Source organism: Halotia branconii CENA392 (genome assembly GCF_029953635.1).
GTDB classification, from domain to species: domain Bacteria; phylum Cyanobacteriota; class Cyanobacteriia; order Cyanobacteriales; family Nostocaceae; genus Halotia; species Halotia branconii.
Map to the genome: position 1 here is coordinate 1,784,718 of NZ_CP124543.1, position 24,093 is coordinate 1,808,810.

A 24,093-nucleotide genomic window follows, 5' to 3' on the forward strand; every position below is an offset into this window, starting at 1 on the left:
CAGAAGAAGCAGGGGAGCAAAAGAAGCAGGGGAGCAGGGAGCAGGGAGCAGGGAGACAAGGAGAAAGAGGTAATTTTTCTTCATCCCCCAATCACTGAGCGCAGCCGAAGTGTGCGCCCTCCTGCCCCTTGTCCTCTTCTCCATGCCCCATTTCCAATCCTTTTTATAATTTCAAAAATTAGCCATTTTGGCACACCTTTTTTTGCCAAGACAGCTATGCTTTGGAAGTGGGATACATTTCATGTAAAAAGTATTGGAAAACATAATCCCTCAGTTAACCACTGAGGGATTTTTCGCTATGCAGCAGGGGTATAAGTCTAGTACAGCCAAAAATCTCAGCAAGATAGTCCTTTAGTTTGAGAAACTTCTTCATCTAAGTTTTAACTGTAATCAATTTTGCTTGACTTATCTCCACGCTTCAGTTAGATAAACTTTTTATCTGCCTAGTCCGTTGTTTGCGATTGAGTATACACATCATTAAAGTTAGCAAGACTATAGCTTTGAGTGCTGATGGTTCCATTACTCTCTTGACTTCGGGTGGTGGAGGAGGAACATTGTTGTCACACGGAACTCCGACGACTTGGCCATTCCCACCAGGAGTAAGATCACACTCAGGGGGATTAGGGTTAGGGCTAGGAGGTGGAACGATAACACCAGGAGGTATGTCTCCTCCAGGAGGAATGGGCTGACTTGAAGAACTATCTCCATTATCTCCACCTCCAAGGCTTAATAGCAGTGCTAAAAGACCAAGACCTCCAAGTACTGGTAAAACTGGAAAACCAGCACCTCCGGCGGGTTGGATAAAATCTTCAAAAGCTAAAGGAGTATCTGGGGGTGCAACTACATCTACTCCCTCTGAGAATATTGGATTGATGCTGATGACTTCTCCTGGTAGCGGTATCCCCTCCGCTATTTGGTCTGGAGGATTGATTGGCACACGTCCGAACTCGCCGCCAACAATAGAGGTTGGTGAGTATGGAAAGGAAAATATTTTCAAAATGCTGTTTTGCAGTCCCTGCTCATTTCCAGCGTTTAACGCCCGTAAACCGCTAGAGATGGTATTGAAATAATATTGCCTCATATCTGGAGGCAAATCTAAAGAGTCAATCTGCTGCTTGAGGTTAGGAACTTTTGCCACCTCATTTAAAAGCACACGACCATAAGAATATTTCAAGTCGAGCAAACCATCACGGGGACTGAGTGAATTACTATTTCTTGATAATGGGGCCCAAGCGAAATTCTTAGTTACAGTTCCTAAACCTTGTACAGGACTGCGACTTACAGACTGCCCAAGAACATATTGATACCTATCTACAATTGAGGGAGACGGTTCTTGCCAAAACGAAGCGTAGGGAATTTGATCAAGATTAGGATCATTACCGTAAAAAGTAGCGAAATTACTGTAGTTTTGTTGCCCACCAGCCGCACGTATTAACATTTCCTGGTAGCTAGGGCCGCCATTAGAACTAATTATTCGCTCTAATACTGTTCCAGTTTTGTTACAACTTAGACCATATCCTACACTACATCCAGGGATAACTCGTATCTGGCGTAGATCATTGTTATGTTCTAGTTGATACCGAAGATACTCTGGCTCCTGTCCTGGGGGAATACGATAACGCCCACCAACATCCAGCCCGACTGGTTGTGCAGTAGCAGCTTGACACGCAGAAAATGCCACCGCAACAGACGAAAATAAAATTGTAATATTTTGAACAGTTGACTTCAACAAGATGCACCTCAGATAAACGAAATAAGAAGTTTCCTGCCCATGATTAACAATGGGGCATGATTTATCGATTTTGTTTTAAAGAATTTCTTAAAGATGATGGGAATTTTCTTTTTACAGAATTGGAACTTAAGCTATTGGGCGATTGAATATTGATTGTAATTGCTGTACCTTTAAGTTCTCCTGTTGGGAGTGTGTGGTATAAAAGTAATGCTCGGTTAGGTTGATCAAAGAGAAAGCCACGCCGTGACGGTTGTATTTTTCCTTCTTTAACTAGAGCAACAAAGCTTTCCAAATATCTACGTATACTTTGAAGGTTTTCTGGAGTAGTATTCATGTGACGCTCAACAAGGGTCATAAAGAACTCAACACTACGTTCTTCTTGTCCCTTAATTAAACTTCCGTTATCAAGAAAAGAACTTCCTATGAGTTTTCCATCAAGCTCTTGAACTTTAAAAAGGGTATAGTAACGTCCATCTTTTTTAGGATCATTTACATAACAAACCCAACCACCACCTTGGCTCTGGGTAAAACCTTCTTGAGCGAGGTAAGAAAGCAAAGAATTACCTTGCTGACTTTGTTGGGGTGGAGGTAACAAATCCTCAACCGGATCTAAAGAGCAAATTCTTTGAGTTGTTCCTTGGGGAGGTTCAACAGGAATTTCTTGTTGTTGAGTTGTTCCTTGGGGAGGTTCGACAGGAATTTCTTGTTGTTGTGTTGTTCCTTGGGGAGGTTCGACAGGAATTTCTTGTTGTTGTGTTGTTCCTTGGGGAGGTTCAACAGGAATTTCTTGGGCGTAGACTCGTAGCGGTTTATAATAAGATATCGCAACACTAAACATTGCAGCGATCGCAAATACTTGGGGAGCAAATTTTCTAAACAAATTTATATTCATCTTTTTAACTTTTCAGACATCCTCTAAGGTTTGAATATATACCATAAAGTGAGAGTGACACTCAACTTGTTTTGTCTCATCAGTAATTTCACTACTTGGTCACACAAACAACAAGTTTTTATAAAGTACGAAGGCAATAAAGAACTAAGTAGATCAGCGTAAATAATTCTCTTTGAGATAAGACAGGGGGCAGCGGGAGAAAGAGTTTGAGCTTTGTTTACTTTTCTTCACACAGTTTGTTTTTTTTGTGCCAACTTACTTACACTCAAAAACTACGTAACTTTATTTAAAAACTGTTTTATTAGTTACAAAAATATCTTTTGTGTACTGCACCTTGATGTATGGAATTAATTAAGCTTTCAACAAGCTATTTGCTTGACAGTAAATTGGTAACTCTCGGTTTGCCATTTGAGTTGTCAAAAATTATTCTTCAGTGGACTGACTTTACCATTGGGCAATGACCAGGAAAATGTTGTATGGGCAACTTTAAAAATTGAACACTACTTAATGTCCAATGATTCAAGCCAAATCATCCGCAAATGAGATTGTGACGACGATTTATGGCAAGATAACTAGGGCTGGCTACGCGATCGCATCTAAATTACACGCTTGCAAACAGTTCCATCAATAGTTACACTTTTTAAAACATTCTCATTTTTGTTTGGTAATTGCATGAACGCCTCAAAGGTTGTTTCCGTAAGAGTAGTGCCTCCTAACGTCTAAACGCCTAACTAGGTGTTTACCAGTTTCCTTAGGAAAAGGGAGGCGTTTTCCCCAAGAAAACCTCTCGGCAGTTATACGGGCGATCGCTACTCTATAAGGTAAAGCTACTAAAGCGTATCAGCATGGTCAAACTACCCACACTGTCTAACTTAATCAGACTTCGCTGTGGTAAAACTCAAGACCTTGGCAATAACAAAAACTCAGAGAACTTTTTGAGGGGCAAAAGCCACTCAGAAATCTCGGTAAGAAAATTGCTTTGTAAACATAACTCTATCAAGGAGGAGCGTAGTCGATGGGACTACCCTGGTACCGAGTACATACAGTCGTTCTGAACGATCCAGGGCGACTGATTTCTGTACACTTGATGCATACAGCCTTGGTGGCAGGCTGGGCTGGTTCAATGGCATTGTACGAACTAGCTATTTATGACCCCAGCGATCCGGTTCTTAACCCGATGTGGCGGCAGGGGATGTTCGTTCTACCCTTCATGTCACGTTTAGGCGTTACTCAATCTTGGGGTGGTTGGAGCGTAACTAGTGCAACTGCAACCGACCCTGGCTTCTGGTCATTTGAAGGTGTAGCCGCAGCTCACATTGTTCTTTCTGGTTTGTTGTTCCTAGCTGCCGTTTGGCACTGGGTTTATTGGGATTTGGAACTCTTTAGAGATCCTCGTAGTGGTGAACCTGCTTTAGACTTGCCAAAAATGTTTGGCATTCACCTGTTCTTATCTGGTCTACTTTGTTTTGGTTTTGGTGCTTTTCACCTCACTGGGCTATTTGGGCCAGGGATGTGGATTTCTGACCCCTACGGCATCACTGGCAGTGTCCAGGCAGTAGCACCAGAATGGGGGCCGGCCGGGTTTAACCCATATAACCCTGGTGGTGTTGCTGCTCACCACATTGCTGCCGGCGTTGTTGGCATTATTGCTGGTTTATTCCATCTCACAGTCCGACCACCCGAACGGCTTTACAAAGCCCTGCGGATGGGTAACATTGAAACCGTACTTTCTAGTAGTATTGCTGCGGTGTTCTTTGCTGCCTTCGTCGTCGCTGGTACGATGTGGTACGGTAGCGCAACAACACCAATTGAACTGTTTGGCCCTACCCGCTATCAATGGGATCAAAACTACTTTGCTCAAGAGATTAATCGCCGCGTGCAATCTAATGTTGCTAGTGGTGACAGCCTTTCTGAAGCTTGGTCAAAAATTCCTGAAAAACTCGCTTTTTATGATTATGTCGGCAATAGCCCCGCAAAAGGCGGTCTATTCCGTACAGGGCCAATGGTCAAAGGTGATGGCATTGCCCAATCTTGGCAAGGTCACGCTGTATTTACAGATGCTGAAGGACGGGAATTGACAGTACGTCGTCTCCCCAACTTCTTTGAAACCTTCCCAGTGCTTTTGACTGACGCTGATGGAGTTATCCGTGCTGATATTCCCTTCCGTCGCGCAGAATCTAAATACAGTTTTGAACAAACTGGTGTCACCGTCAGCTTCTATGGTGGCAACTTAGATGGCAAAACCATTACAAATCCAGCTGATGTGAAGAAATATGCCCGTAAAGCTCAAGGTGGTGAAATCTTTGAATTTGACCGAGAAACTTTGAACTCTGACGGTGTATTCCGCACCAGTCCCAGAGGTTGGTTTACCTTTGGACACGCTGTATTCGCTCTATTATTCTTCTTTGGTCATCTCTGGCATGGTTCTCGGACAATTTACCGAGATGTATTTGCTGGTGTTGATGCGGATCTAGAAGAGCAAGTTGAGTGGGGTCTGTTCCAGAAAGTGGGTGACAAGACAACCCGCCGTACCGAAGTTTAACCTTTAGGGATTGGGTACAATAAGGATTGGGAACTAAGAAAAAGTTTTACCCAATCCTTAATCCTCAATACCTAATATCTTAATTACTGGCTGGATAGGCAGGAGTTTTTAAAATGGAAAGCGTTGCGTACATCTTAATTTTGACATTGGCAGTAGGTGTTCTATTCTTTGCGATCGCATTCCGCGAACCCCCCCGCATAGAAAACAAAAAAGACGAATAGATTGCTATTACAAGGCTTGTAAGTGCATATAACTTTGTATCCGCTGCTACCGTTATTTGGTGACAGCGGATATTTTGGTTTTGGCAATTATTTTAAGTTGTCAGTTGTTAGTGGTCAATGGTCAGTTGTCAGCGATGCACTGAGTTTCGACACTTCGACAGGCTCAGTGCAGCGCTGCGCGGTAATCGAGTTTCGACTACGCTCAACTGCCGCGAAGTCGAGATTCAACTACCGCTTGTCGAAGTGTTGTTTTTGATTCGGTTTAATACTCCCAAAGCGTAGAGCGCAAGTGGATGGAGTTTTTCTATGCCTCATGCCTCATGCCCCATGCCCTATGCCCTATGCCCTATGCCCTATGCCCTATGCCCTATGCCCTATGCCCCAGATTATATGATATAATTTCCTATCTGGAAGTTGATATGTGTTAATACTAGCTTTTGTACGCTAGGATGAAAAAGATGTAATTGTAGAAAGCTGCCCAGCAACTCGCATTATGCATCAATCGCACTTATGGCATAAACTTTACGGAGACTAGAACCAGGAACAAATCAGCATGGTCAATCAGAACTTAACCGCTACAGAAATTGGATTTACTCACGAAGATTTCGCTGCTCTACTTGACAAGTACGATTATCACTTTAGCCCTGGCGATGTTGTACCAGGAACCGTCTTCAGTATAGAGCCGCGCGGCGCTCTGATTGACATAGGTGCTAAAACAGCAGCATATATACCTATACAAGAAATGTCTATTAACCGGGTAGATGCCCCGGAAGAAGTTTTACAATCAAACGAAACGCGAGAATTTTTCATTCTAACTGATGAAAACGAAGATGGTCAGTTAACACTTTCTATTCGTCGTATTGAATACATGCGGGCTTGGGAACGTGTACGTCAATTGCAAGCAGAAGATGCTACTGTTCGCTCTGGTGTGTTTGCTACTAATCGCGGGGGTGCATTGGTACGGATTGAAGGATTGCGGGGCTTTATTCCCGGTTCCCACATTAGTACCCGCAAACCTAAAGAAGAATTGGTAGGCGAAGAACTACCTTTGAAATTCTTAGAAGTAGACGAAGAACGCAATCGCTTAGTCCTATCTCATCGTCGGGCGCTGGTAGAACGCAAGATGAATCGCCTTGAAGTTGGCGAAGTAGTGATTGGTACAGTTCGCGGTATCAAGCCTTACGGTGCTTTCATCGATATCGGTGGAGTCAGCGGACTACTGCACATCTCGGAGATTTCCCACGAGCATATCGATACACCACATAGTGTGTTCAATGTCAATGATGAAGTCAAAGTTATGATCATTGACTTGGATGCAGAAAGGGGTCGAATTTCCTTATCTACCAAGCAGCTCGAACCAGAACCTGGTGACATGATTAAAAACCGGGATTTGGTTTACGATAAAGCAGAAGAAATGGCTGCTAAATATCGAGAACAGATGTTAGCGAAACAGCAAGGTCTAACTGCTACTCCTGCTTCTGAAGAAGGAGTTGAAGAAGAAATTCCTTCAGCTATGGAAACTGATGAGGAAACCGCAGCAGCAGTAACAGAGACTGGAGAGGAAACCTCAGCAACTGTAGAACAGAGTGAAGAAGAAACTTCAGTAACTGCGGTAAGTGAAGAAGAAACCTCAGCAGTAGCAGAAACTGAAGATGAAACCCCAGTAACAGTAGCAGAAACTGAAGAAGTTCCAGTAGCTATTGAAGAGTCATAAACTTTTAGTTTTGCTTATTTGTAATTAAGAGTATCAAAGCATCATAAAAAAAGAGGGAAATCCCTCTTTTTTTATGATTAAAAATAACTAATAGCTGAGAATAATTTGAGTTTTAAATTTATCAAGCGGGGTGAAATCTTTGGCAACTATTAAATGTAGAAACATGACATTTACTAATATCCAGGCAATTTTTTTTGACAAAAATGGTACTTTAGAAGACTCAAAAGTGTATTTGCGATCGCTAGGACAAAAAGCAGCGCGGTTGATAGACGCTCAAATTCCTGGCACTGGAGAACCTTTATTAATGGCGTTTGGTATTAATGGCGACACCCTAGACCCAGCAGGTATAATATCCGTAGCAAGTCGCCGTGAAACAGAAATTGCCGCCGCCGCCTATATTGCCGAAACTGGGAGAGGGTGGTTTGAGTCGCTTACAATTGCCCGTCAAGCTTTGGATGAAGCGGAAAAATATCTCGGTACAACTCCTGCACCAATGTTTGTAGGTAGTTTAGAAATATTGAAATCTTTGTCGTCAGCAAAATTAAAGCTTGGCATCCTCTCAGCAGCGACGACAAAAGAAGTTAATGCCTTTGTCACACAACATCAGTTAAGTGATTACATTCAGGTAGAAGTGGGAGTAGATGACAGCCCCAGTAAACCAGATCCAATATTATTTATACAAGCTTGCCAAACCTTAAAAGTTGAACCGAGCGCTACATTAATGGTAGGAGATGCTGTAGGTGATATGCAAATGGCGCGCAATGCCAACGCAGCAGGTTGTATTGGTATCACTTGGATAAATAAGCCAGATCACGTCCAAGGTGCAGATGTGGTAATTAACCAACTTGATGAAATTCAAGTTTTATCAGCTTAGGAATATAGCAGTAGCTAAAATTGTTAGGATCTTTATCTGTTCCCTGCGATGCACTGAGCGTAGCCGAAGTGTTCCCTTCTTCTGTCACAGGTGTTCCCTACCAACGCGCACCCAGCGATAACCGTAGCCTTCAAGCTGTATACCGCGTTCTGGATGTTCTATCGGCTCATAAGGCTGATCTCCCAGCAAATCAATCCAACGGGATTCGCGATCGCTACCCAAGTTTAGAGTTACAGTACAACTATCTTTGGCTAGATTATGAAGGACAACAACCGTTCCATCACGCCACTGATAGTGTATAGCCAACACTCCTGAGTTGTCTGTCTCAATCAATTCCCAACTTCCCCAACCAAACTCTGGACATTCCTTACGCATCCGTATTGCTCGTTCCATCCAATTTAAAAGTGAGTGGGGATCTCTGCGTTGAGCAATCACATTCAATTGTGGGTAGCCATATTCTCCCTCTTTAATTACGGGTCGAATCAGTTGATCCCTAGGAGCAGTCGAAAACCCTCCATTAGACTCTGCTGACCATTGTATTGGGGTGCGGCTAGCATCGCGTTGTTGTAACGATAAGTCGTCTCCCATACCAATTTCTTCACCCGCCTTCAGGACTGGTGTGCCTGGCATAGTAAACATGAGACTGTAAGCCAGACGAATACGACGCGCGTCGCCCTGCACTAAAGGAGGAAAACGACGACGAATACCGCGATCATAAATCCATACTTGCTGTTTATCTTGATGAAATTTGCTCAATATCTCTTCACGTTCCGACTCAGAAAGCTTATCTAGCGACAATTCATCGTGATTGCGGATAAAGTGCGCCCACTGACAAATATCGGGAATTTCTGGCGGTGCTTGCAATCCTTTTATTAAAGGAGCCACTGCTTCACGAGCCAAGGCAAGCATGAGATATTGATTGACAATGAAGCTAAACAGCATTTGCAATTTATCGCCATCATCAAAATATTTTGGTACATCCGCCATTGGCACATTCGCTTCTGCCAGAATGATCGCATCTCCTCGTCGCCAAGAAAGAAAGCTCCGCATCTGTTTGAGATAATGGTAGGGGTCTTTAATATCTGTCCGTTTTTCAATCCCCTTTAGCTCAATTAAGAACGGAGCCGCATCAACTCGAAAGCCAGAAATCCCCAGTTGTAGCCAAAAGCCCATAATTTTGTCGAACTCTTGCCGAACTTGAGGATTGCCAATATTCAAATCTGCCTGATGTTCAAAGAAGCGGTGAAAGTAATAAGCTCCAGCTTCCTCGTTATATGTCCAGGTACTTTGTTGATAGCCAGGAAAAATGATTCCTTCTTCTGCATCAGCAGGTTTTTCCTCTGACCAAACATAATAATCTCGGTATTTAGAATGCTTATCTTTACAAGCAGCTTTAAACCAATGATGGTCAATTGAGGTGTGATTAATTACTAAATCAACAATCACGCGCATCCCGCGATCATTTGCTTGACGGATAAATTCTACAAAATCTCCTAATGTTCCCAACCGCGGATCTACACTGTAGTAATCCGTTACGTCATAGCCGTTATCTCGGTTTGGGGTGGGATAAAACGGCATCAGCCAAATACAGTTAATCCCTAAACCTGCAATATAATCTAAGCGATCAATTAGTCCCTCAAAGTCTCCTGTGCCATCGCTATTACCATCCATAAAGGTTTCAACATCGATGCAATAGATAACAGCACTTTTATACCAGAGGTCTAACATAATAGTCACAGCGATCGCCTCAGCTATCGTAGCTTTGCTTGGTTTTTCTTGTGTATCTATCGATGGTGTTAAATTTACTTGTATGGTTTTACTACTAAATACGTATTACGTTGGCGATCGCTATTTTAGACTTTGATACTTAAATTGCTATATGCTTTGATTTTGGGCGATGAATTATTACTCATTCGAGGTGAGGAAAGTACTATTTTTGATTGCAACTTAGTATAAGCATACTTAACGGGTCTACTCTTAACTTGTCAAAGGTCAAGTAAGTAAGCAGATATATGAAGATTATTCAAGAAGTATCCTTGATAAGTGTTGGTAGCTTTGAAGAATCAAAGGATTGGTCTATCATTCGCTCCGAAGTCCGCAATGCTATCTCTCTAATCGTACATCCTTCTGGTACACTGAGCTTTACAATCAACCCAACAAGACATGGTAACGGTGTCAAGCCAATCAAAGAAGCTTGTATGATTGCGTTAAAAGATCGATTCGGTTGGAGGCTTGAAACCTCAATTAACTACGCAACTAAATCACCTGGAAAAGTAGATGCAACAAAAGTCATCGACAATTACTTTTTTGCTCTTGAGTGGGAAACTGGTAACATCTCTTCAAGCCATCGAGCAGTTAATAAATTAGTTTTAGGATTACTACGTGGTGTTTTTCTTGGTGCTGCTTTGGTACTTCCTAGCAGGAAGTTGTACCCTTACCTGACTGATCGAATCGGTAACTTTGAAGAATTAGAACCATACTTTGATGTTTGGCGAGCAATCAGGATTGAAGAAGGTTTTCTTGCAATCTTTGTAATTGAACACGATCAAGTTGACAGCAATGTTCCCACAATTATTAAAGGAACAGATGGTCGTGCGTTGATCTGAAATTTTTCTGTATGGATAACTACTGTGTCAAGTAGGGAAGCGAGAGTTGCGATCCAGTTTTTTTCTGTGGCTTCAATTTTTTGTTTCCTCTTGCTGATTCCCATTGCTCTGTAATTCCGTTAGCTAGCTGAGACAGCCGTTCCACTGCCGGATCTATATTCCCAATTTCTGAACCAATCCAGTAACGATGTAGTTTTTCAGCTGCATAGAATGTAGTACCAGCGCCTCCAAATGGATCAACTACAATTTGTCCTGGATTAGATGCCATTGCAATAATACGCTCTAGCATAATCGGAGCAAGTTCGTTGGGAACTCGTTTTTTGTGCTGACGATGCCGAACTGGTGGAATATCAGTCCACACTTCCTCTGTTAGTGTCCATAAGACTTCATTAATACTAGCCTCAGCAGCATCTTCCCAAACATCTTCTGGCTCATCCCACACATCCATTAAGTTAATACCTTTTTCGTTTAGTTTTTTCCGATGTCCACCATAATCACGAACTTCTCCGCCACAATGGCGACAAACTTGAATGGGTGTGTATACCTTGTTAAAAACTGCTGGTTCTCCTTTGGTGTAATAAAGTAGTCCGTAGTGAGCAGGAGACATCTTTTTTCCTCTAGGAAAAGCCTTTGGCATTCTGCAAGCTATCCAATGCCGAAACCACATCCCTTGCTTATTAAGATATGCACCATAGTCTATGCACCATTTAGGAAGATTGAATATAAATAAACTTCCGCCAGGTTTAAGTACTCGAATACTCTCACAAAGCCAAAGCTGCGACCAAGCTAAGTACTTGTCTATTTCCATGTGATCGCTTACACCTTCACCGTATTCTTTACCAAGATTGAAAGGTGGATCGGCAAAAACGATATCTACAGATTCATCGGGTAGTGCTGACAACAGTTTGAGACAGTCCCCTTGGTAAAGAATGCCATGCTCACTCATGTAAACCTGTCGCAGTCCTTGCTGAGTAGCAACTGATGTTGTAATCAGTTGGAAGGGTAGCATTTATGTAACCTTTATTACTTTATTTGATTATAGTTTAAGTTTATAAACTCTATTGTCAATTGTCAATAAAAGATGGCTGAGAAGTCGTACTACGTGGCTGATAGGGCTTGCCAGTAGGTTGATTCTTGTATCTTTCTATCTCAGCATTTTCTACATAGTAATAACGCCCTAGTTTGCAAGCTATAATTTGTTCATTCTTAATTAAGTCGTGAACTCGCTGACGAGTTACACCAAGTAGTTTGGCAGTTTGAGCCACAGAGAGTAATTGAAGACCGTCATTTGAAGAAGAGTGTGTCATAAGATAAGCTCAGCAAATGCCGTAGCCTCACAACTAAAAATATTCCCAAAATTGTATTCTCAAGCGTAACTCAAGTTTTACAAGCAAACGTCATTATGTAATCAGCAATAGTGTATGTTCGTCAGGGTCTTTAACTAAACAAGCATGTTTGTAAGGAAATGAGCGATCGCTAAACTGTACAATCCGCAATGACACAAACTGAACCCCATTTTGTCGCAGTATTTCTACCGCCTGTTCAATGTCATTGACAACAAGCTCAATTTGTACGTGTGCAATATCGCAACTTTTCCAGTCACTTGGCATAGGACGACCTTTTCCAGGTACAAGATAGTCCAGTAGTTCAATTCCTAAACCACCTTGGCTTGGTCGCAGTGGTGTAACTTGAACTTTGGCTTGTGGTAAACCATCAAGACGCGCTTGGGTTTCACCTTGATTGAGACTACCTCCTTCTATTTGCATTCCTAAAAGGTCGCGGTAAAAGTGTAGACTTTGTTCAGTGTTGGAAATAGCGATCGCACTATGATCGATTCCCAAAAATAAGCGATTCGTCTTTTGATGCCATTTATCTTGTCCTTTATCGAGCGGAAACCAAATTAACTCTAAATCATGACCATCAGGGTCTTTAAACTTAAAAGCACGGACACCGGCAGATGCTTTATTGCTATGTGGTATTGTCTGAGGTTCAACAGAAATGGGTTGAATGGGAAATGAACGCAAATGAGCATAAGCGCGATCCATGTCGCTTACTACAATCGCTAGATGTTGAAACCACAAGTCATTACTTTGGGAATCACTGGGAATAGGTTTTCCTTCAATATTGAGATACTCCATTAATTCGATGAGTTCGTCACCTAATTGCAAGGTGACAATGCGAATTTTTGCCCCAGGTACACCTTCGAGGTCACTGTAATCTTGCCCTTCAACAGTGATATCGCCAATGAGTTCAAAACCCAGCGCTTCTTGATAGAAATTTAAAGAGCGATCGCTGTTTGTTACTGTTAAGCCAATAGCGCTAATTTTTTGTACCTTTATATTGGTATCAGTAGGTGTATTCATTAATAAGACTCCTTTTAAGTAGGTCGATGTCAATAATTATCGTTGGGATAAAGCAGGGAGCAAGGGGAGAAAGAGTTTTAAGTACTCGTTCTTCCTTTTCTCTAGCCCCTAGAGACTGTTTTCAAACCCAACCTACATACAGTTCGAGTTTGAAAACACGCCCTAGTCCCTAGTTTCTTCATCTCCCAACATTTTCAATAATCTTCTTGCCACTAAAACGCCCACAACTCCAGCACTAACTACTTCTACTGCTTGTACTACTTTTTTCCCTACATCGTCAGGGTCAAGATGTTGATGAAAAATTTCTTCATCTACCCATTCAGTTGTGGCTTTAAAGTCGTGAATTGGACTTGGTAATAGCGTTAAATATGTGCCTTGACGGATTAAATGTCCGGGTTCACCTGCAACTTCAAAAATATTGAATAAGTTAGCAGCAGCATCATTGATTCCCAATTTCAAAAGGGTTCCTCGGATGTTAACTTTAGTAGGTTTGGGTTGTTCTCCTAAAGCTAATGCTTTTAAATTTTGGGCAATATTGGCTCCTTGTTGATAAGCCACTTGCGCTGTAGGTGGTAGTGAATTACCTTGAAGCGCTGCACAATCACCACCTGCAAAAACTTCTGGAAAATCGAGCAGTTGCATGGTGGAACTGACTAAGGGGCGACCGTGATGATCTCGATGTGCTTGAGGAATTGGCAAGTCTTTAATCAGTGGATGGGTAGAAGTGCCAGCTGCCCAAATTGTAGTATGTGTTGCTAATGTCTTGATTTGCTCATGGTGTTTATATTCAACTGAGTTGACACGAATTGCAGTAGCTTCGGCTTCTGTAATCATCTCTATTGGTACAGCGCGTTTCTGCAATTCGCGTTCAGCAATTTCACGTAATGGATCGTTAATATCACCACTGAGAATTTCTTGACCATGATTGAGCAATACTACGCGAATTTCACTGGAATTGCCTCCTAAAGCGCTATACCAATGTGGAATAAAATCAGCTATGGTGGCCGCCATTTCTACACCACTTGCACCACCGCCAACAATGACTACTGTTAATAGTTTTCGACGTTGTTCTGCATTTTCAGTTTGTACTGCTCGTTGTAAACAATCGCGTAAATGTCGGTCAAGAGCGATCGCATCTGCTTGTGTCCAAAAAGGAAAGGCGTGTTCTCTAGCACCTTCAACATGATGATAACCAGTAACACTACCCAAAGCTAATACTAAATTACTGTAGTTGTAAGTGTTACCTGAAGTTAATTTGACGGCTTTTTGCTGCAAGTCTATCGACTGCACTGTATCTTGAATAAAGATTACACCGCTACCTTTAAGCAATTGTGAAAAACGCGGGACTACTTGGAAAGTATCCATCTCGCCATCGAAATATTCATAGAGTAACGGCTTAAAGCAAAAGCGCTCGTCTTTATCAATTAAGATTACAGAGCGAGGATAATGTTCGTGAGCTAAATGCAAAGCTGTAAATAGTCCGGTAAAGCCACCGCCGACAATTACAGTTTGATAAACTGGGCTGTTCATAAAAACTCTCCAAATTGCTAAATTTTTATGCTTGCCAGAGGTAAAGAAGAGAGAATAAAAAGACCCACACTATATCAACAAAGTGCCAAAACAGAGTTGTTACACTCGCACCAAAATGACCTTTATTATAGTTACCTGGAATGAAGGATCGAACGAGCATGGTAACTTGTAAAATTACACCAGTCAAAACGTGTAAACCATGAAAGCCTGTTAATACATAAAATGTTGAACCAACTAGCCCTGTAGTTAGTCCAAAGTCAAGTTGACTCCATTCTATTCCTTGACCAACTAGAAAGTAAGTTCCCATTGCGATCGTTGTCAGCCATAAAAAACGAAATTTATTGAGTTGATTACGTCGCAGTGCATTTTCTGCGGGTTGAATAACAAAGCTGCTAGAAAGCAATATGACGGTGTTGATCATCACAAAGGTAGACAAATCCGGCCCCTTAACACCGGGTGGTAGCCAGTCAGTATGAGTTAACCGCAGAGCAACATAAGTCAAGATAAAACTCAAAAAAACTATGCTCTCCGACAACAGAAATACGACAAACCCAAATATTCCCTTACCATGATGATCCTCCGCATTTCCGCCGCCAGAAGGTAGAAATCTTTTTAGCCAATTTGGTAAATATTGCCGCCATTTTTCCAGACGGATAGGACTTTCATCTATGTGGATAGTTCGACGTTGCATAATTCAATTGGGCATGGGGTATGGGGCATTGGGCATGGGGCATGGGAAAGAGGCAGAGGGGCAAGGTGCGGGGTGCAAGGGGGAAGTTAAAAAAATGCCTTGAATTTTAAAGATGTGTACCTAATCTTTAATCTTTCTCCTTTTCTCCCTGCTCCCTGCTCCCCTGCCTCCCTCTGCCTCCTTACTAGCCCCTAGCCCCTAATTCCTAGTCCCTATTATTAGAGTTTTCCAAAACTGAGTATTTGGGATCGCCGTAGTCGTAAGGGGGTCTTTTGACAATGGGAATTTCTTCAAAGTTATCTCGCGGAGGTGGTGAGGAGGTTATCCACTCTAAACCAGTGGCGTGCCACGGATTGTTAACTGCTCTTGGCCCGTATAACCAAGAACCAACAATATTAGCAATAAAAGGCAGTGTGGATGCTCCTAGTAAAAATGCTCCTAAGCTGGCGATGATATTCCATCCTTGATACTGGGGATCATAAGAGGAAATTCGGCGTAACATTCCTTGCAAACCTAATGGGTGCATGGAAAAGAAGGTAATATTGGCAGGGATAAAAGTTAACCAAAAATGCAGCTTTCCCCAACCTTCGGAGTACATCCTACCGGTGATTTTGGGAAACCAAAAGTAAATTGCTGCAAAGATGGCCATCGTAATGGTGTTGAAAACGACGTAATGGAAATGACCCACAACGAAGTAAGTGTTGTTAACGTGAATATCAAATGGTGTAGCGGCAAGCATTACACCAGTAATCCCACCAAAAATAAACATGGTTGCACCACCCATTGCAAATAACATGGGTGTTTCTAGGTGCAACTTGCTTCTCCAGATGGTGGCTGTCCAAGCGAAAGCTTTCACACCAGTAGGAACAGCAACTAACATTGATGTCACCATGAAGGTCATCCGCATCCAGTTAGGAGTGGCGCTAGTGAACATGTGATGCACCCAAACAAAGATGCTGACTAAGGCAATACCCAATGTGGCTAGAGCGACTGAACGATAGCCAAACAAAGGATTACGGGCAAAGGCAGGCAAAACTTCCGCAAAAATCCCGAAGGCGGGTAGTGCCATGATATAAACTGCTGGGTGAGAGTAAAACCAAAATAAATGTTGATAAATAACGGGGTCGCCATTTTCTAAGGGTTTAAAAAATTGTGTACCCAAAGACAGGTCAAACAATAACAGTATCAATGCACCTGTCAGGGCAGGTAAATTAATTAGTTGTAATAACTGGGCGCTCATCACCGACCAAACAAATACAGGCATTCGGAAAAATGTCATTCCCGGTGCGCGCATCCAGAAGATGGTAGTCAAAAAATTGATAGCCCCCATAATTGAAGAGATGCCAATGAGAATAAGACTAACAATCCAAATAAATTCACCGTTAATGTAACCAGGGGGAACTTGTAGACTGATGGGAGGATAAGACCACCAACCACTTTGGGCAGTTCCGTTGGGCAGCAAAAAGCTAGATAGTAATAATAGACCAGCTGGGGGCAAAATCCAAAAAGCGATCGCATTCAGCAGAGGAAATGCCATGTCCCGCGCTCCAATCATTAACGGTACAAGGTAGTTGGCAAGTCCTGCATTAAACGGGATAATCCACAAAAAAATCATGATTGTCCCGTGCATGGTGAATAAGCCATTGTACAAGGGACGGTCAACCACATTCGCTTCTGGGGTCAGCAGTTCGGCACGAATAATCATCGCCAACAGCCCTCCAATTAAGAAGAACATGAAGGTCATCGCCATATACTGAACACCAATCACTTTATGATCAGTGCTGAAGCTAAAATAACGCCGCCAATTTTGCTCAGATTCGTTAGAGGAGTTGTTCAACTCTCCATCTGTGTTAATACTAGAGTCATGTGTCATTACTTACTTTCCTTTCCTTAGCAATGGCAGGTGAAGCAGGTATGAAAGTCTGCCAGCCACTATTAAAAAATGTCTTGTGTGCTTGGATACTTTCGGCAACTACCCAATCTTTAGTTTGAGTTGGTTCATTAGCGGTAGTTTGGGTAAGCCATTGATTATATGTATCTAGAGGTTCAACATATACATCTGCTTCCATTAAGGCAAAGTACGTACCACTGAATTGAGAATCTTTCAGTCGGTATTTGCCTGAGCGAATGGGTGTCAGCACAATATCAATGTTGCGATTGGGAATAATATCCTGCTTTAAGCGGAATGCTGATACATAAAAACCGTGGATTACATCTTGCGCGTGTAAATTTAAACGAGTGCTGCGATTAACGGGTAAATGTAATTCTTTGCTAGTCAGATTATTAGGATAGCGAAAAGACCATTCCCATTGCTTCACAAAAACATCAATAGTTTCAGTGGCTGGTTGGGGTTTATTGGCTACTGTGGCGTACGCAGGAGATTCTACAGGTGTATGCAAATGTACGATTTGCTGAAGACCTAGAATATTTAATTGTTGATAAATACTGAAACCTTTAAAAGCAATCCATAACACTAACAGAGTTGGTACAGCTGTCCAAAGCAACTCTATCCGCGCATCACCTCTGACGGAATGTCCTTCGCTGTAGTCTTTCTGGCGCGCTCGATGAAAAATAATCGCGTAGACTATAACGCCCACAAGTCCCAACAAAATGAAAGCGCCAATGGAAACTAAAAAGCTAAACAAATCATCTACACGTTGCGCTTCTGCTGTAGCTTGAACAGGCATCCAAGAAAAGGCTTGTTGCCCAATCCAACGACTGACAATCAGCAGCCCTGCTACATAAAAAGCTATTAATATATATTCCAAAAAAGTAAACATATAGCAGTTTTTACAGGTTTTTCTCGGTGTTCAGATCCCCGACTTCTTTGAGAAGTCGGGGATCTAATTAATTAATTTTTTCCTTCTTTAACTAACTCAGCAGCAGTTACATGAATCCCAAACTCGGATCCCAATTGCCCCCCTAGAGTACCGTGAACAAATAAAATACCAAACATGACAACACCCACTAGTAAGTAACTCCACTGCACTTGCCTAGAGGCATTCTTACGCCAGTAATAGCGTTGCAAACCTCTCCATACAGTCATGGCAACGATGATCCCCAACAAAAATACACCACCTAAACCATGTAGAAGCATTGTTAAACCAACACTCAAACCCCAAGCACTTTTTTGATTAGCTGGTGGGTTTGCTAGCAGTAACTCGAAAAAACCGGCAGCGACAGTGAAAAATGTAATGCAAGCTGCTCCGACTAAGTTGTACCAACCGACATCGAAAAAGCCCGAACGAATGGCAGTTAAATTTAAAAATTTAAAGATTGATCTTTCTAAAGGAAAAAGCGTTCCTGCTATATCAAACAAAATGGCAATAATAAACAGTCCCAGTGTCAAATGTACCAAACTGGGATGTATTGGTATTTCGTAAGGTAGTCCATTAGCACCTAGTCTTAATCCCAACTGATTAATGAGTTGTGAGTTCATTTCTAAACTCCCTGCTTCATCGCTTCAACCACTGGCTTTACATGAAACCCATATACCCAAAACAGCTTACTTCCCAAATAAAGTTGTAAGAACACAAGGCAAACTAAAAATGTGCTAACACCAAGGTAAGCAGGTGGAATTTTTAGAGGATTGCTATTGCGAATTACTAAACGCCAAGCTGTAATACCAACAACAAGCGCTGCTAATGACCAACCCAGAACAGTATGAAAATTTAGCGTAGACTGTGCGGCTTCGTAAATGTTCGCTAAACCCGCTTCAAACTGACCAAAAATCACTGCTAAGAAAATAGCTCCTGAAGCCACAAACATATTCCAGAAACTGACCTCAAACAAACGCACATTGCGAGTGAAATAGCCTACAACGTCGCAGAAAAAAGAAAAAAATACCATCGCAATGACAAAGTGAACGATGATTGGATGTATAGGGTCAGGGTATGGTAAATTTTGGTTATTCAAAGACAGAGTAGGCATTATTTTTTCCTTGATTGAGTCTAACTAAATATTTATCTTATATAGAATTTTTATCCGTTTAATGCATTCTTCCTTATTTTTTAAATGTACTGTTGTCTTAGGAGTCTATCAAGCAATTAAACTTAAGATCATTCAGATATTTTTTGAAATAAAAAGCTTTTTCCATATTTACATTTTTTAGTAACTATTTTTATTGTTTCGCAGAAGTTACTAAACTAAACATTATTGCAATTTACTATTAAACTCAACTTAAATTTACATTTCTGAAAAACAGAAAATGGTTGATTTTAATAATAGTTGGTTATTTAACCTGACTAAATGTTATCAGAAACTTTAAACGTGGCTAAAAAAATCTTAATGTCTTACATTATTCTCTTTTTTCTATCATTTTAGATTGATGAACTCAATATTTTATTTTAACTAATAACTCAACTGTTATGAATATACTATAAGTCTTAATTGAGATTGATATAAGTCTTTAAATTAAATTTTACAAATCTTAAAAACCAAGACATACTGTTGTCACACAAATGACAAATAATTGAAATATTGATTAGTCAAACAATATACTGTTTATCTTTCTCTGGATAGATTAGGTAAATACTGTGTATTTCCTAAAATAGTAAAAATTTTTGATTTATTAAGTCAAAAAATTACCATTTTGATCATCTAAAATTGTCAAGTTAATTTGACACCCAAAAAATCAGAATATTATGCAAGTCTTCAGCTACTCACAACGAATACAAGTTTTAAAAATATCGAAAGTATTATGAGCTATTCTCCTTACCTGCTCAAAGGTCAAAAAGCACTTGTAACGGGTGCTAGTTCTGGTATTGGTGAAGCGATCGCTCGCCATTTAGCTGCATCAGGTGCAGCAGTAGCTATTAACTATCATTCTGAAGCTGAAGAAGCTCAAAAAATTGTCGATGATATCAAAGTTGCCAATGGAGAAGCTATTTCCATCCAAGCCGATGTCAGCAAAGAAGACCAAGTAAAGGCAATGTTTAGCCAGACTCTTAAACAATTTGGCACTATTGACATTTTGGTGAACAATGCCGGTCTACAAAAAGATTCACCCTTTATAGAGATGAGCCTTGACCAATGGAATGCAGTTATTGGGGTGAACTTAACAGGACAATTTTTGTGTGCGCGAGAAGCTGCAAAGGAGTTCTTACGTCGAGGTGTAAAGCCTGATATTTCATGCGCGGCAGGTAAAATTATTTGTATCAGTTCCGTGCATGAAATCATTCCTTGGGCTGGTCATGTTAATTATGCTACTAGTAAGGGTGGCATAAATATGATGATGCGAAGTATTGCCCAAGAACTCGCCCCCCATAAAATTCGCGTCAATAGTATTGCCCCTGGGGCGATCAAAACCCCAATTAATAAATCAGCTTGGGAGACTCCAGAAGCTGAGGCGAAGTTATTAAAACTGATTCCAGCAAAACGGGTAGGAAATGTAGAAGATATCGCCAAAGCAGCAGTTTGGTTGGCTTCTGATGACTCTGATTATGTCAACGGTGAAACACTGTTTGTAGACGGTGGTATGACCTTATATCCAGGTTTTACACAAAATGGTTAATTTCGGTTACAAGATCCCCGACTTCTAACAGAAGTCGGGGATCTGAGTATGACAATATCCTGCCTCTTATGCCCACAAAAGTTACTGTTAATTCTAATCTGATCACAATTAACGATGGTTCTTCGTTTTTAGTCACAGCTAGCGATGGTTCCATTGACGATAATCAAGCTCAAGGCTTTTTTGTTTGTGATACACGCTTAATTTCTTACTACGAAATTTCTCTCAATCGTTATCCACTTGTATTGCTAGCTTCTAGTAACATCACCCATCATAGTGCGCTTTACCAATTCACTAACCCGCAACTTCCCACAGTTAACGGCACTTTACCTTCTGAGAGTTTGCTTATTACTATTCGGCGCGATATTGTCGGCGGGATGCATGAAGATATTGATATTACCAACCATCACTTAGAGGCGGTTGAGTTTCAACTGATGCTAGCGATACGTGCGGATTTTGCAGATATCTTTGAGGTGAAAGCAAAGAATATTTTGACAAGGGGAGAGACAGTCACAACCTGGAAAGATGGCATCCTCTCTACCGAGTACCGTAACGGTGATTTTTTACGAGGTATTATCACTGAGTCAGTTTGTGCAACTTCCACAGCAAGGTATGCTAACGGTCGTTTAATATTTGATGTAGCGATCGCTCCTGGTGAATCATGGCATACCTGTATTAACTTTACAGCCAAAGCCAACGGAGATGTTCTCAAACCTCAACAAACTTGTGCTGTGTCTCACAGTACCAAAGCTGGAAAAGTTAGGGATGAATTTCTCACTAATGCTACAAAGATGCGATCGTCGAATGCACAGATACAAGAATTTTATCAACAGGCGATCGTCGATATGGGAGCGCTGCGGATTGAAGTCAATGATAACGACCAGCAATTTTGGATGCCGGCTGCTGGTATACCTTGGTTTATGGCAGTCTTTGGACGTGACTCGATAATTACCAGCTTGCAAACAATGGCAATTTACCATGATTTTGCTCGTGGTACGCTTGTCAGGTTGGCTCAACTACAAGCAACCCAGTTAGATGACTGGCACGATGCCCAACCAGGAAAGATGCTGCATGAACTGCGTCATGATGAGTTAACTAACATCAAGCAACTTCCCTATAATCCTTACTACGGCACAGTAGATACCACCATTCTTTGGATTATCACTTTAGCCCAAACTTATTCTTGGAATGCCGACCTTGGTATGTTGGATGAGTGCCGAACGCCACTAGAAAAAGCATTAACCTGGATTGATCAATACGGTGACTTTGATGGCGATGGATTTGTTGAATATTTAACTCGTTCATCAAAAGGATTACGTAATCAAGGCTGGAAAGATTCTGGTGATGCAATAGTTTATCCGAATGGTCAGTTAGTTGAACCACCAATAGCTTTATGTGAATTACAAGGCTATATGTATGATGCGTGGCTAAAAGCAGCTTTCATTTATGATGTGTGGGGAGAAAAAGAGCAAGCAAAAAAATTACGCCAAAAAGCAGAAAAATTATATCAACGATTTAACGAACAATTTTGGATTGAATCAGAAAACTTTTACTGTCTTGGTTTAGATAATAACAAGCAGCAAATCCAATCAATTGCCTCTAATCCTGGACATCTTTTATGGTCTGGCATTGTACCTCCAGAACGAGCCAACAAAGTTGTTGAGCGACTGTTTCAACAAGATATGTGGTGCGGTTGGGGTGTGCGGACTCTTTCATCTCAAAATTCAGCTTACAACCCCATTAGTTATCAACGGGGTAGTGTTTGGCCGCACGATAACTCGATTATTGCCGCAGGATTAAAGCGATACGGCTACCACCAACAAGTAAACCAGATTGCTGAAGGGATTTTTGCTGCTGCTAGTTATTTTCAAGCTGGGCGAATGCCAGAATTGTTTGCAGGAATCGAACGCCAAAATAATAACTTTCCTGTACCTTATCCAGATGCTAATATACCCCAAGCTTGGGCTGCCGGCTCGATTCTTTTACTGATTAGTACTATTTTAGGACTCGCAGCCGATGCACCACAGAAAAAGTTAAAAGTAAAGCCTAGTTTACCAGATTGTTTGCCAGATTTAGAACTCACAAATCTTAGTGTAGGAGACGCTACAGTTGCATTACGATTTTGGCAAGCAGGCAAACAAACTCAATGGGAAGTTACTTCTTTAGCAGGTGAATTAAAAGTTATTGACTAAAATTCAACAATAGTAATTACGAACTTGTACTGAGCGAAGTCGAAGTATTACGAATTATAAACTAGGCTCATGGCAACAGATTCATCTAAAAAAACCATCTTTGCGGCGATGGGGGCTAACTTAGCGATCGCTATTACTAAATTTATCGCCGCTGCCATTACTGGCAGTTCCGCCATGATATCTGAAGGTATTCATTCAATTGTAGATACTGGCGACCAATTATTACTTTTGCTGGGAGTTAGCAGGAGTCAAAAGCCAGCAGATGAAAGCCATCCTTTTGGGTATGGTCAAGAACTTTATTTTTGGACTTTAATCGTTGCTATCCTCATCTTTTCTATTGGTGGGGGAATGTCAATTTACGAAGGAATCACTCATTTAATTAACCCCAGCCCTTTGGAAGATCCGATGTGGAATTATGTTGTACTAGGTGCAGCAATATTGTTTGAGGGCTTTTCTTGGACTGTAGCTTTAAAAGAGTTTTTGCCGACCAAGGGAAAACAAAATTTTTGGCAAGCAATTAAAAATAGTAAAGATCCAACAGTATTTACTGTATTATTTGAAGATTCTGCGGCAATTTTGGGCTTACTTGTTGCCCTGATCGGAATTTTTTTAGGACATCTATTCAATAACGTTTATTTTGATGGCATCGCCTCGATTATTATTGGTATTATTTTAGCTATAGTAGCAGTAGTACTAGCCAGAGAAAGTAAAGGCTTATTAGTTGGTGAAAGTGCCGATCCTCAAACCATAGCAAATATTCGCTCTTTATCAAAAACAGAACCAGGAGTACAAAATGTAGTGCGTGTACTCACAATGCAACTTGCTCCGCAGGAAGTATTACTCAACTTAGAAATCCAGTTTTCTCAAAATCTGACAGGTGAAGAGATCGCATCGACTGTAGATAGTTTAGAAGCAAAAATTCGCCAACAGCATCCTGAAATCAAACAAATCTTTATTGAAGCCAAATCTTTAACTACTACTCGTAAACTTTCTCAACCTTTTTAATAAAAACCTACTACAAAATTACAAATCCAAAGACTTCATGTTCTCTCTGCGCGGCAGTCACTCATGGGGGAAACCACGCCAGTTCCTTCAACGGGGGGAACCCCCGCAACGGACTGGCTCCCCAAGACCGTGCTGCCTGGCCTCTGCGTGATTTTTCTCAACAATTCTATTCATAAACTAATAACTGTTAACCACAAAAACCGAAAACAATCAAAAAGCTCA

The 24,093-nt window shown here is 41.3% G+C and carries 20 protein-coding genes; 8 read left to right on the top strand and 12 right to left on the bottom strand.

Features of this window, described 5'->3' with window-relative positions; genetic code table 11:
- Window positions 1–418: 418 nt before the first annotated feature.
- Window positions 419–1,732 (bottom strand): hypothetical protein, encoded by a 1,314-nt coding sequence (locus tag QI031_RS07905; protein WP_281484639.1) that lies wholly within the window; start codon window positions 1,730–1,732, stop codon window positions 419–421.
- Between the two features lie 61 nt (window positions 1,733–1,793).
- Window positions 1,794–2,624, bottom strand: coding sequence for a hypothetical protein (locus tag QI031_RS07910; protein WP_281484640.1), 831 nt, complete (start codon window positions 2,622–2,624; stop codon window positions 1,794–1,796).
- A gap of 1,015 nt (window positions 2,625–3,639) precedes the next feature.
- Between QI031_RS07910 and psbB the strand changes: the two genes are divergently transcribed.
- The 4 genes from psbB (at window position 3,640) to QI031_RS07930 (ending at window position 7,975) form a co-directional block, all read left to right on the top strand.
- On the top strand, window positions 3,640–5,166 hold the full coding sequence (psbB, locus tag QI031_RS07915) for a photosystem II chlorophyll-binding protein CP47 (RefSeq protein WP_281484641.1): 1,527 nt from the start codon (window positions 3,640–3,642) through the stop codon (window positions 5,164–5,166).
- A gap of 113 nt (window positions 5,167–5,279) precedes the next feature.
- Entirely contained in the window at window positions 5,280–5,387 is a 108-nt protein-coding gene (locus tag QI031_RS07920; protein WP_281484642.1) for a photosystem II reaction center protein T, read from the top strand.
- A 553-nt stretch (window positions 5,388–5,940) separates the two neighbouring features.
- Complete coding sequence (locus tag QI031_RS07925; protein ID WP_281484643.1) at window positions 5,941–7,101, top strand: 30S ribosomal protein S1; 1,161 nt, start codon at window positions 5,941–5,943, stop codon at window positions 7,099–7,101.
- A gap of 139 nt (window positions 7,102–7,240) precedes the next feature.
- Entirely contained in the window at window positions 7,241–7,975 is a 735-nt protein-coding gene (locus tag QI031_RS07930) for an HAD family hydrolase (protein ID WP_281484644.1), read from the top strand.
- 84 nt (window positions 7,976–8,059) lie between these two features.
- Here QI031_RS07930 and QI031_RS07935 read toward each other — a convergent pair whose 3' ends face one another.
- Entirely contained in the window at window positions 8,060–9,703 is a 1,644-nt protein-coding gene (locus QI031_RS07935; RefSeq protein ID WP_281485958.1) for an alpha-amylase family protein, read from the bottom strand.
- Between the two features lie 284 nt (window positions 9,704–9,987).
- Between QI031_RS07935 and QI031_RS07940 the strand changes: the two genes are divergently transcribed.
- Entirely contained in the window at window positions 9,988–10,581 is a 594-nt protein-coding gene (locus QI031_RS07940; RefSeq protein ID WP_281484645.1) for a PDDEXK family nuclease, read from the top strand.
- A 19-nt stretch (window positions 10,582–10,600) separates the two neighbouring features.
- Here QI031_RS07940 and QI031_RS07945 read toward each other — a convergent pair whose 3' ends face one another.
- From QI031_RS07945 to QI031_RS07985, 9 genes are all read right to left on the bottom strand, one after another.
- Complete coding sequence (locus QI031_RS07945) at window positions 10,601–11,590, bottom strand: DNA-methyltransferase (protein WP_281484646.1); 990 nt, start codon at window positions 11,588–11,590, stop codon at window positions 10,601–10,603.
- 55 nt (window positions 11,591–11,645) lie between these two features.
- Window positions 11,646–11,888 (bottom strand): helix-turn-helix domain-containing protein, encoded by a 243-nt coding sequence (locus tag QI031_RS07950; protein WP_281484647.1) that lies wholly within the window; start codon window positions 11,886–11,888, stop codon window positions 11,646–11,648.
- A gap of 93 nt (window positions 11,889–11,981) precedes the next feature.
- Window positions 11,982–12,944, bottom strand: a complete 963-nt coding sequence (locus QI031_RS07955; protein WP_281484648.1) for a VOC family protein — start codon at window positions 12,942–12,944, stop codon at window positions 11,982–11,984.
- Window positions 12,945–13,106: 162 nt separating this feature from the next.
- Complete coding sequence (locus QI031_RS07960; protein ID WP_281484649.1) at window positions 13,107–14,474, bottom strand: NAD(P)/FAD-dependent oxidoreductase; 1,368 nt, start codon at window positions 14,472–14,474, stop codon at window positions 13,107–13,109.
- Window positions 14,475–14,499: 25 nt separating this feature from the next.
- On the bottom strand, window positions 14,500–15,165 hold the full coding sequence (locus QI031_RS07965; RefSeq protein ID WP_281484650.1) for a cytochrome c oxidase subunit 3: 666 nt from the start codon (window positions 15,163–15,165) through the stop codon (window positions 14,500–14,502).
- A gap of 205 nt (window positions 15,166–15,370) precedes the next feature.
- The gene (locus tag QI031_RS07970; protein ID WP_281484651.1) at window positions 15,371–17,038 is read right to left on the bottom strand and encodes a cytochrome c oxidase subunit I; all 1,668 of its coding nucleotides are present in this window, start codon (window positions 17,036–17,038) and stop codon (window positions 15,371–15,373) included.
- Complete coding sequence (locus QI031_RS07975; protein ID WP_281484652.1) at window positions 17,028–17,945, bottom strand: cytochrome c oxidase subunit II; 918 nt, start codon at window positions 17,943–17,945, stop codon at window positions 17,028–17,030. The genes QI031_RS07970 and QI031_RS07975 overlap by 11 nt, the downstream gene beginning before the upstream one ends.
- Before the next feature lie 71 nt (window positions 17,946–18,016).
- Window positions 18,017–18,604, bottom strand: a complete 588-nt coding sequence (locus QI031_RS07980) for a DUF2231 domain-containing protein (protein WP_281484653.1) — start codon at window positions 18,602–18,604, stop codon at window positions 18,017–18,019.
- A gap of 2 nt (window positions 18,605–18,606) precedes the next feature.
- Entirely contained in the window at window positions 18,607–19,095 is a 489-nt protein-coding gene (locus QI031_RS07985) for a DUF2231 domain-containing protein (RefSeq protein ID WP_281484655.1), read from the bottom strand.
- 769 nt (window positions 19,096–19,864) lie between these two features.
- Here QI031_RS07985 and QI031_RS07990 point away from each other — a divergent pair.
- From QI031_RS07990 to QI031_RS08000, 3 genes are all read left to right on the top strand, one after another.
- Window positions 19,865–20,677 carry an SDR family oxidoreductase gene (locus QI031_RS07990; RefSeq protein WP_281484656.1) on the top strand — a complete coding sequence of 271 codons (813 nt, stop codon included), beginning with the start codon at window positions 19,865–19,867 and terminating at the stop codon, window positions 20,675–20,677.
- Between the two features lie 68 nt (window positions 20,678–20,745).
- Window positions 20,746–22,866 (top strand): amylo-alpha-1,6-glucosidase, encoded by a 2,121-nt coding sequence (locus QI031_RS07995; RefSeq protein WP_281484657.1) that lies wholly within the window; start codon window positions 20,746–20,748, stop codon window positions 22,864–22,866.
- Window positions 22,867–22,935: 69 nt separating this feature from the next.
- Window positions 22,936–23,871 (top strand): cation diffusion facilitator family transporter, encoded by a 936-nt coding sequence (locus tag QI031_RS08000; protein WP_281484658.1) that lies wholly within the window; start codon window positions 22,936–22,938, stop codon window positions 23,869–23,871.
- Window positions 23,872–24,093 lie beyond the last annotated feature (222 nt).

Bases quoted from the DNA above. Each gene is read 5' to 3' on its own strand.
- QI031_RS07925 (WP_281484643.1), top strand. From the start codon at position 5,941: ATGGTCAATCAGAACTTAACCGCTACAGAAATTGGATTTACTCACGAA.
- QI031_RS07940 (WP_281484645.1), top strand. From the start codon at position 9,988: ATGAAGATTATTCAAGAAGTATCCTTGATAAGTGTTGGTAGCTTTGAA.
- QI031_RS07985 (WP_281484655.1), bottom strand. From the start codon at position 19,095: ATGCCTACTCTGTCTTTGAATAACCAAAATTTACCATACCCTGACCCT.
- QI031_RS07935 (WP_281485958.1), bottom strand. From the start codon at position 9,703: ATGTTAGACCTCTGGTATAAAAGTGCTGTTATCTATTGCATCGATGTT.
- QI031_RS07945 (WP_281484646.1), bottom strand. From the start codon at position 11,590: ATGCTACCCTTCCAACTGATTACAACATCAGTTGCTACTCAGCAAGGA.
- QI031_RS07910 (WP_281484640.1), bottom strand. From the start codon at position 2,624: ATGAATATAAATTTGTTTAGAAAATTTGCTCCCCAAGTATTTGCGATC.
- QI031_RS07970 (WP_281484651.1), bottom strand. From the start codon at position 17,038: ATGACACATGACTCTAGTATTAACACAGATGGAGAGTTGAACAACTCC.
- QI031_RS07920 (WP_281484642.1), top strand. From the start codon at position 5,280: ATGGAAAGCGTTGCGTACATCTTAATTTTGACATTGGCAGTAGGTGTT.
- QI031_RS07990 (WP_281484656.1), top strand. From the start codon at position 19,865: ATGAGCTATTCTCCTTACCTGCTCAAAGGTCAAAAAGCACTTGTAACG.
- QI031_RS07960 (WP_281484649.1), bottom strand. From the start codon at position 14,474: ATGAACAGCCCAGTTTATCAAACTGTAATTGTCGGCGGTGGCTTTACC.
- QI031_RS07995 (WP_281484657.1), top strand. From the start codon at position 20,746: ATGCCCACAAAAGTTACTGTTAATTCTAATCTGATCACAATTAACGAT.
- psbB (WP_281484641.1), top strand. From the start codon at position 3,640: ATGGGACTACCCTGGTACCGAGTACATACAGTCGTTCTGAACGATCCA.
- QI031_RS07975 (WP_281484652.1), bottom strand. From the start codon at position 17,945: ATGTTTACTTTTTTGGAATATATATTAATAGCTTTTTATGTAGCAGGG.
- QI031_RS07950 (WP_281484647.1), bottom strand. From the start codon at position 11,888: ATGACACACTCTTCTTCAAATGACGGTCTTCAATTACTCTCTGTGGCT.
- QI031_RS08000 (WP_281484658.1), top strand. From the start codon at position 22,936: ATGGCAACAGATTCATCTAAAAAAACCATCTTTGCGGCGATGGGGGCT.
- QI031_RS07965 (WP_281484650.1), bottom strand. From the start codon at position 15,165: ATGCAACGTCGAACTATCCACATAGATGAAAGTCCTATCCGTCTGGAA.
- QI031_RS07980 (WP_281484653.1), bottom strand. From the start codon at position 18,604: ATGAACTCACAACTCATTAATCAGTTGGGATTAAGACTAGGTGCTAAT.
- QI031_RS07955 (WP_281484648.1), bottom strand. From the start codon at position 12,944: ATGAATACACCTACTGATACCAATATAAAGGTACAAAAAATTAGCGCT.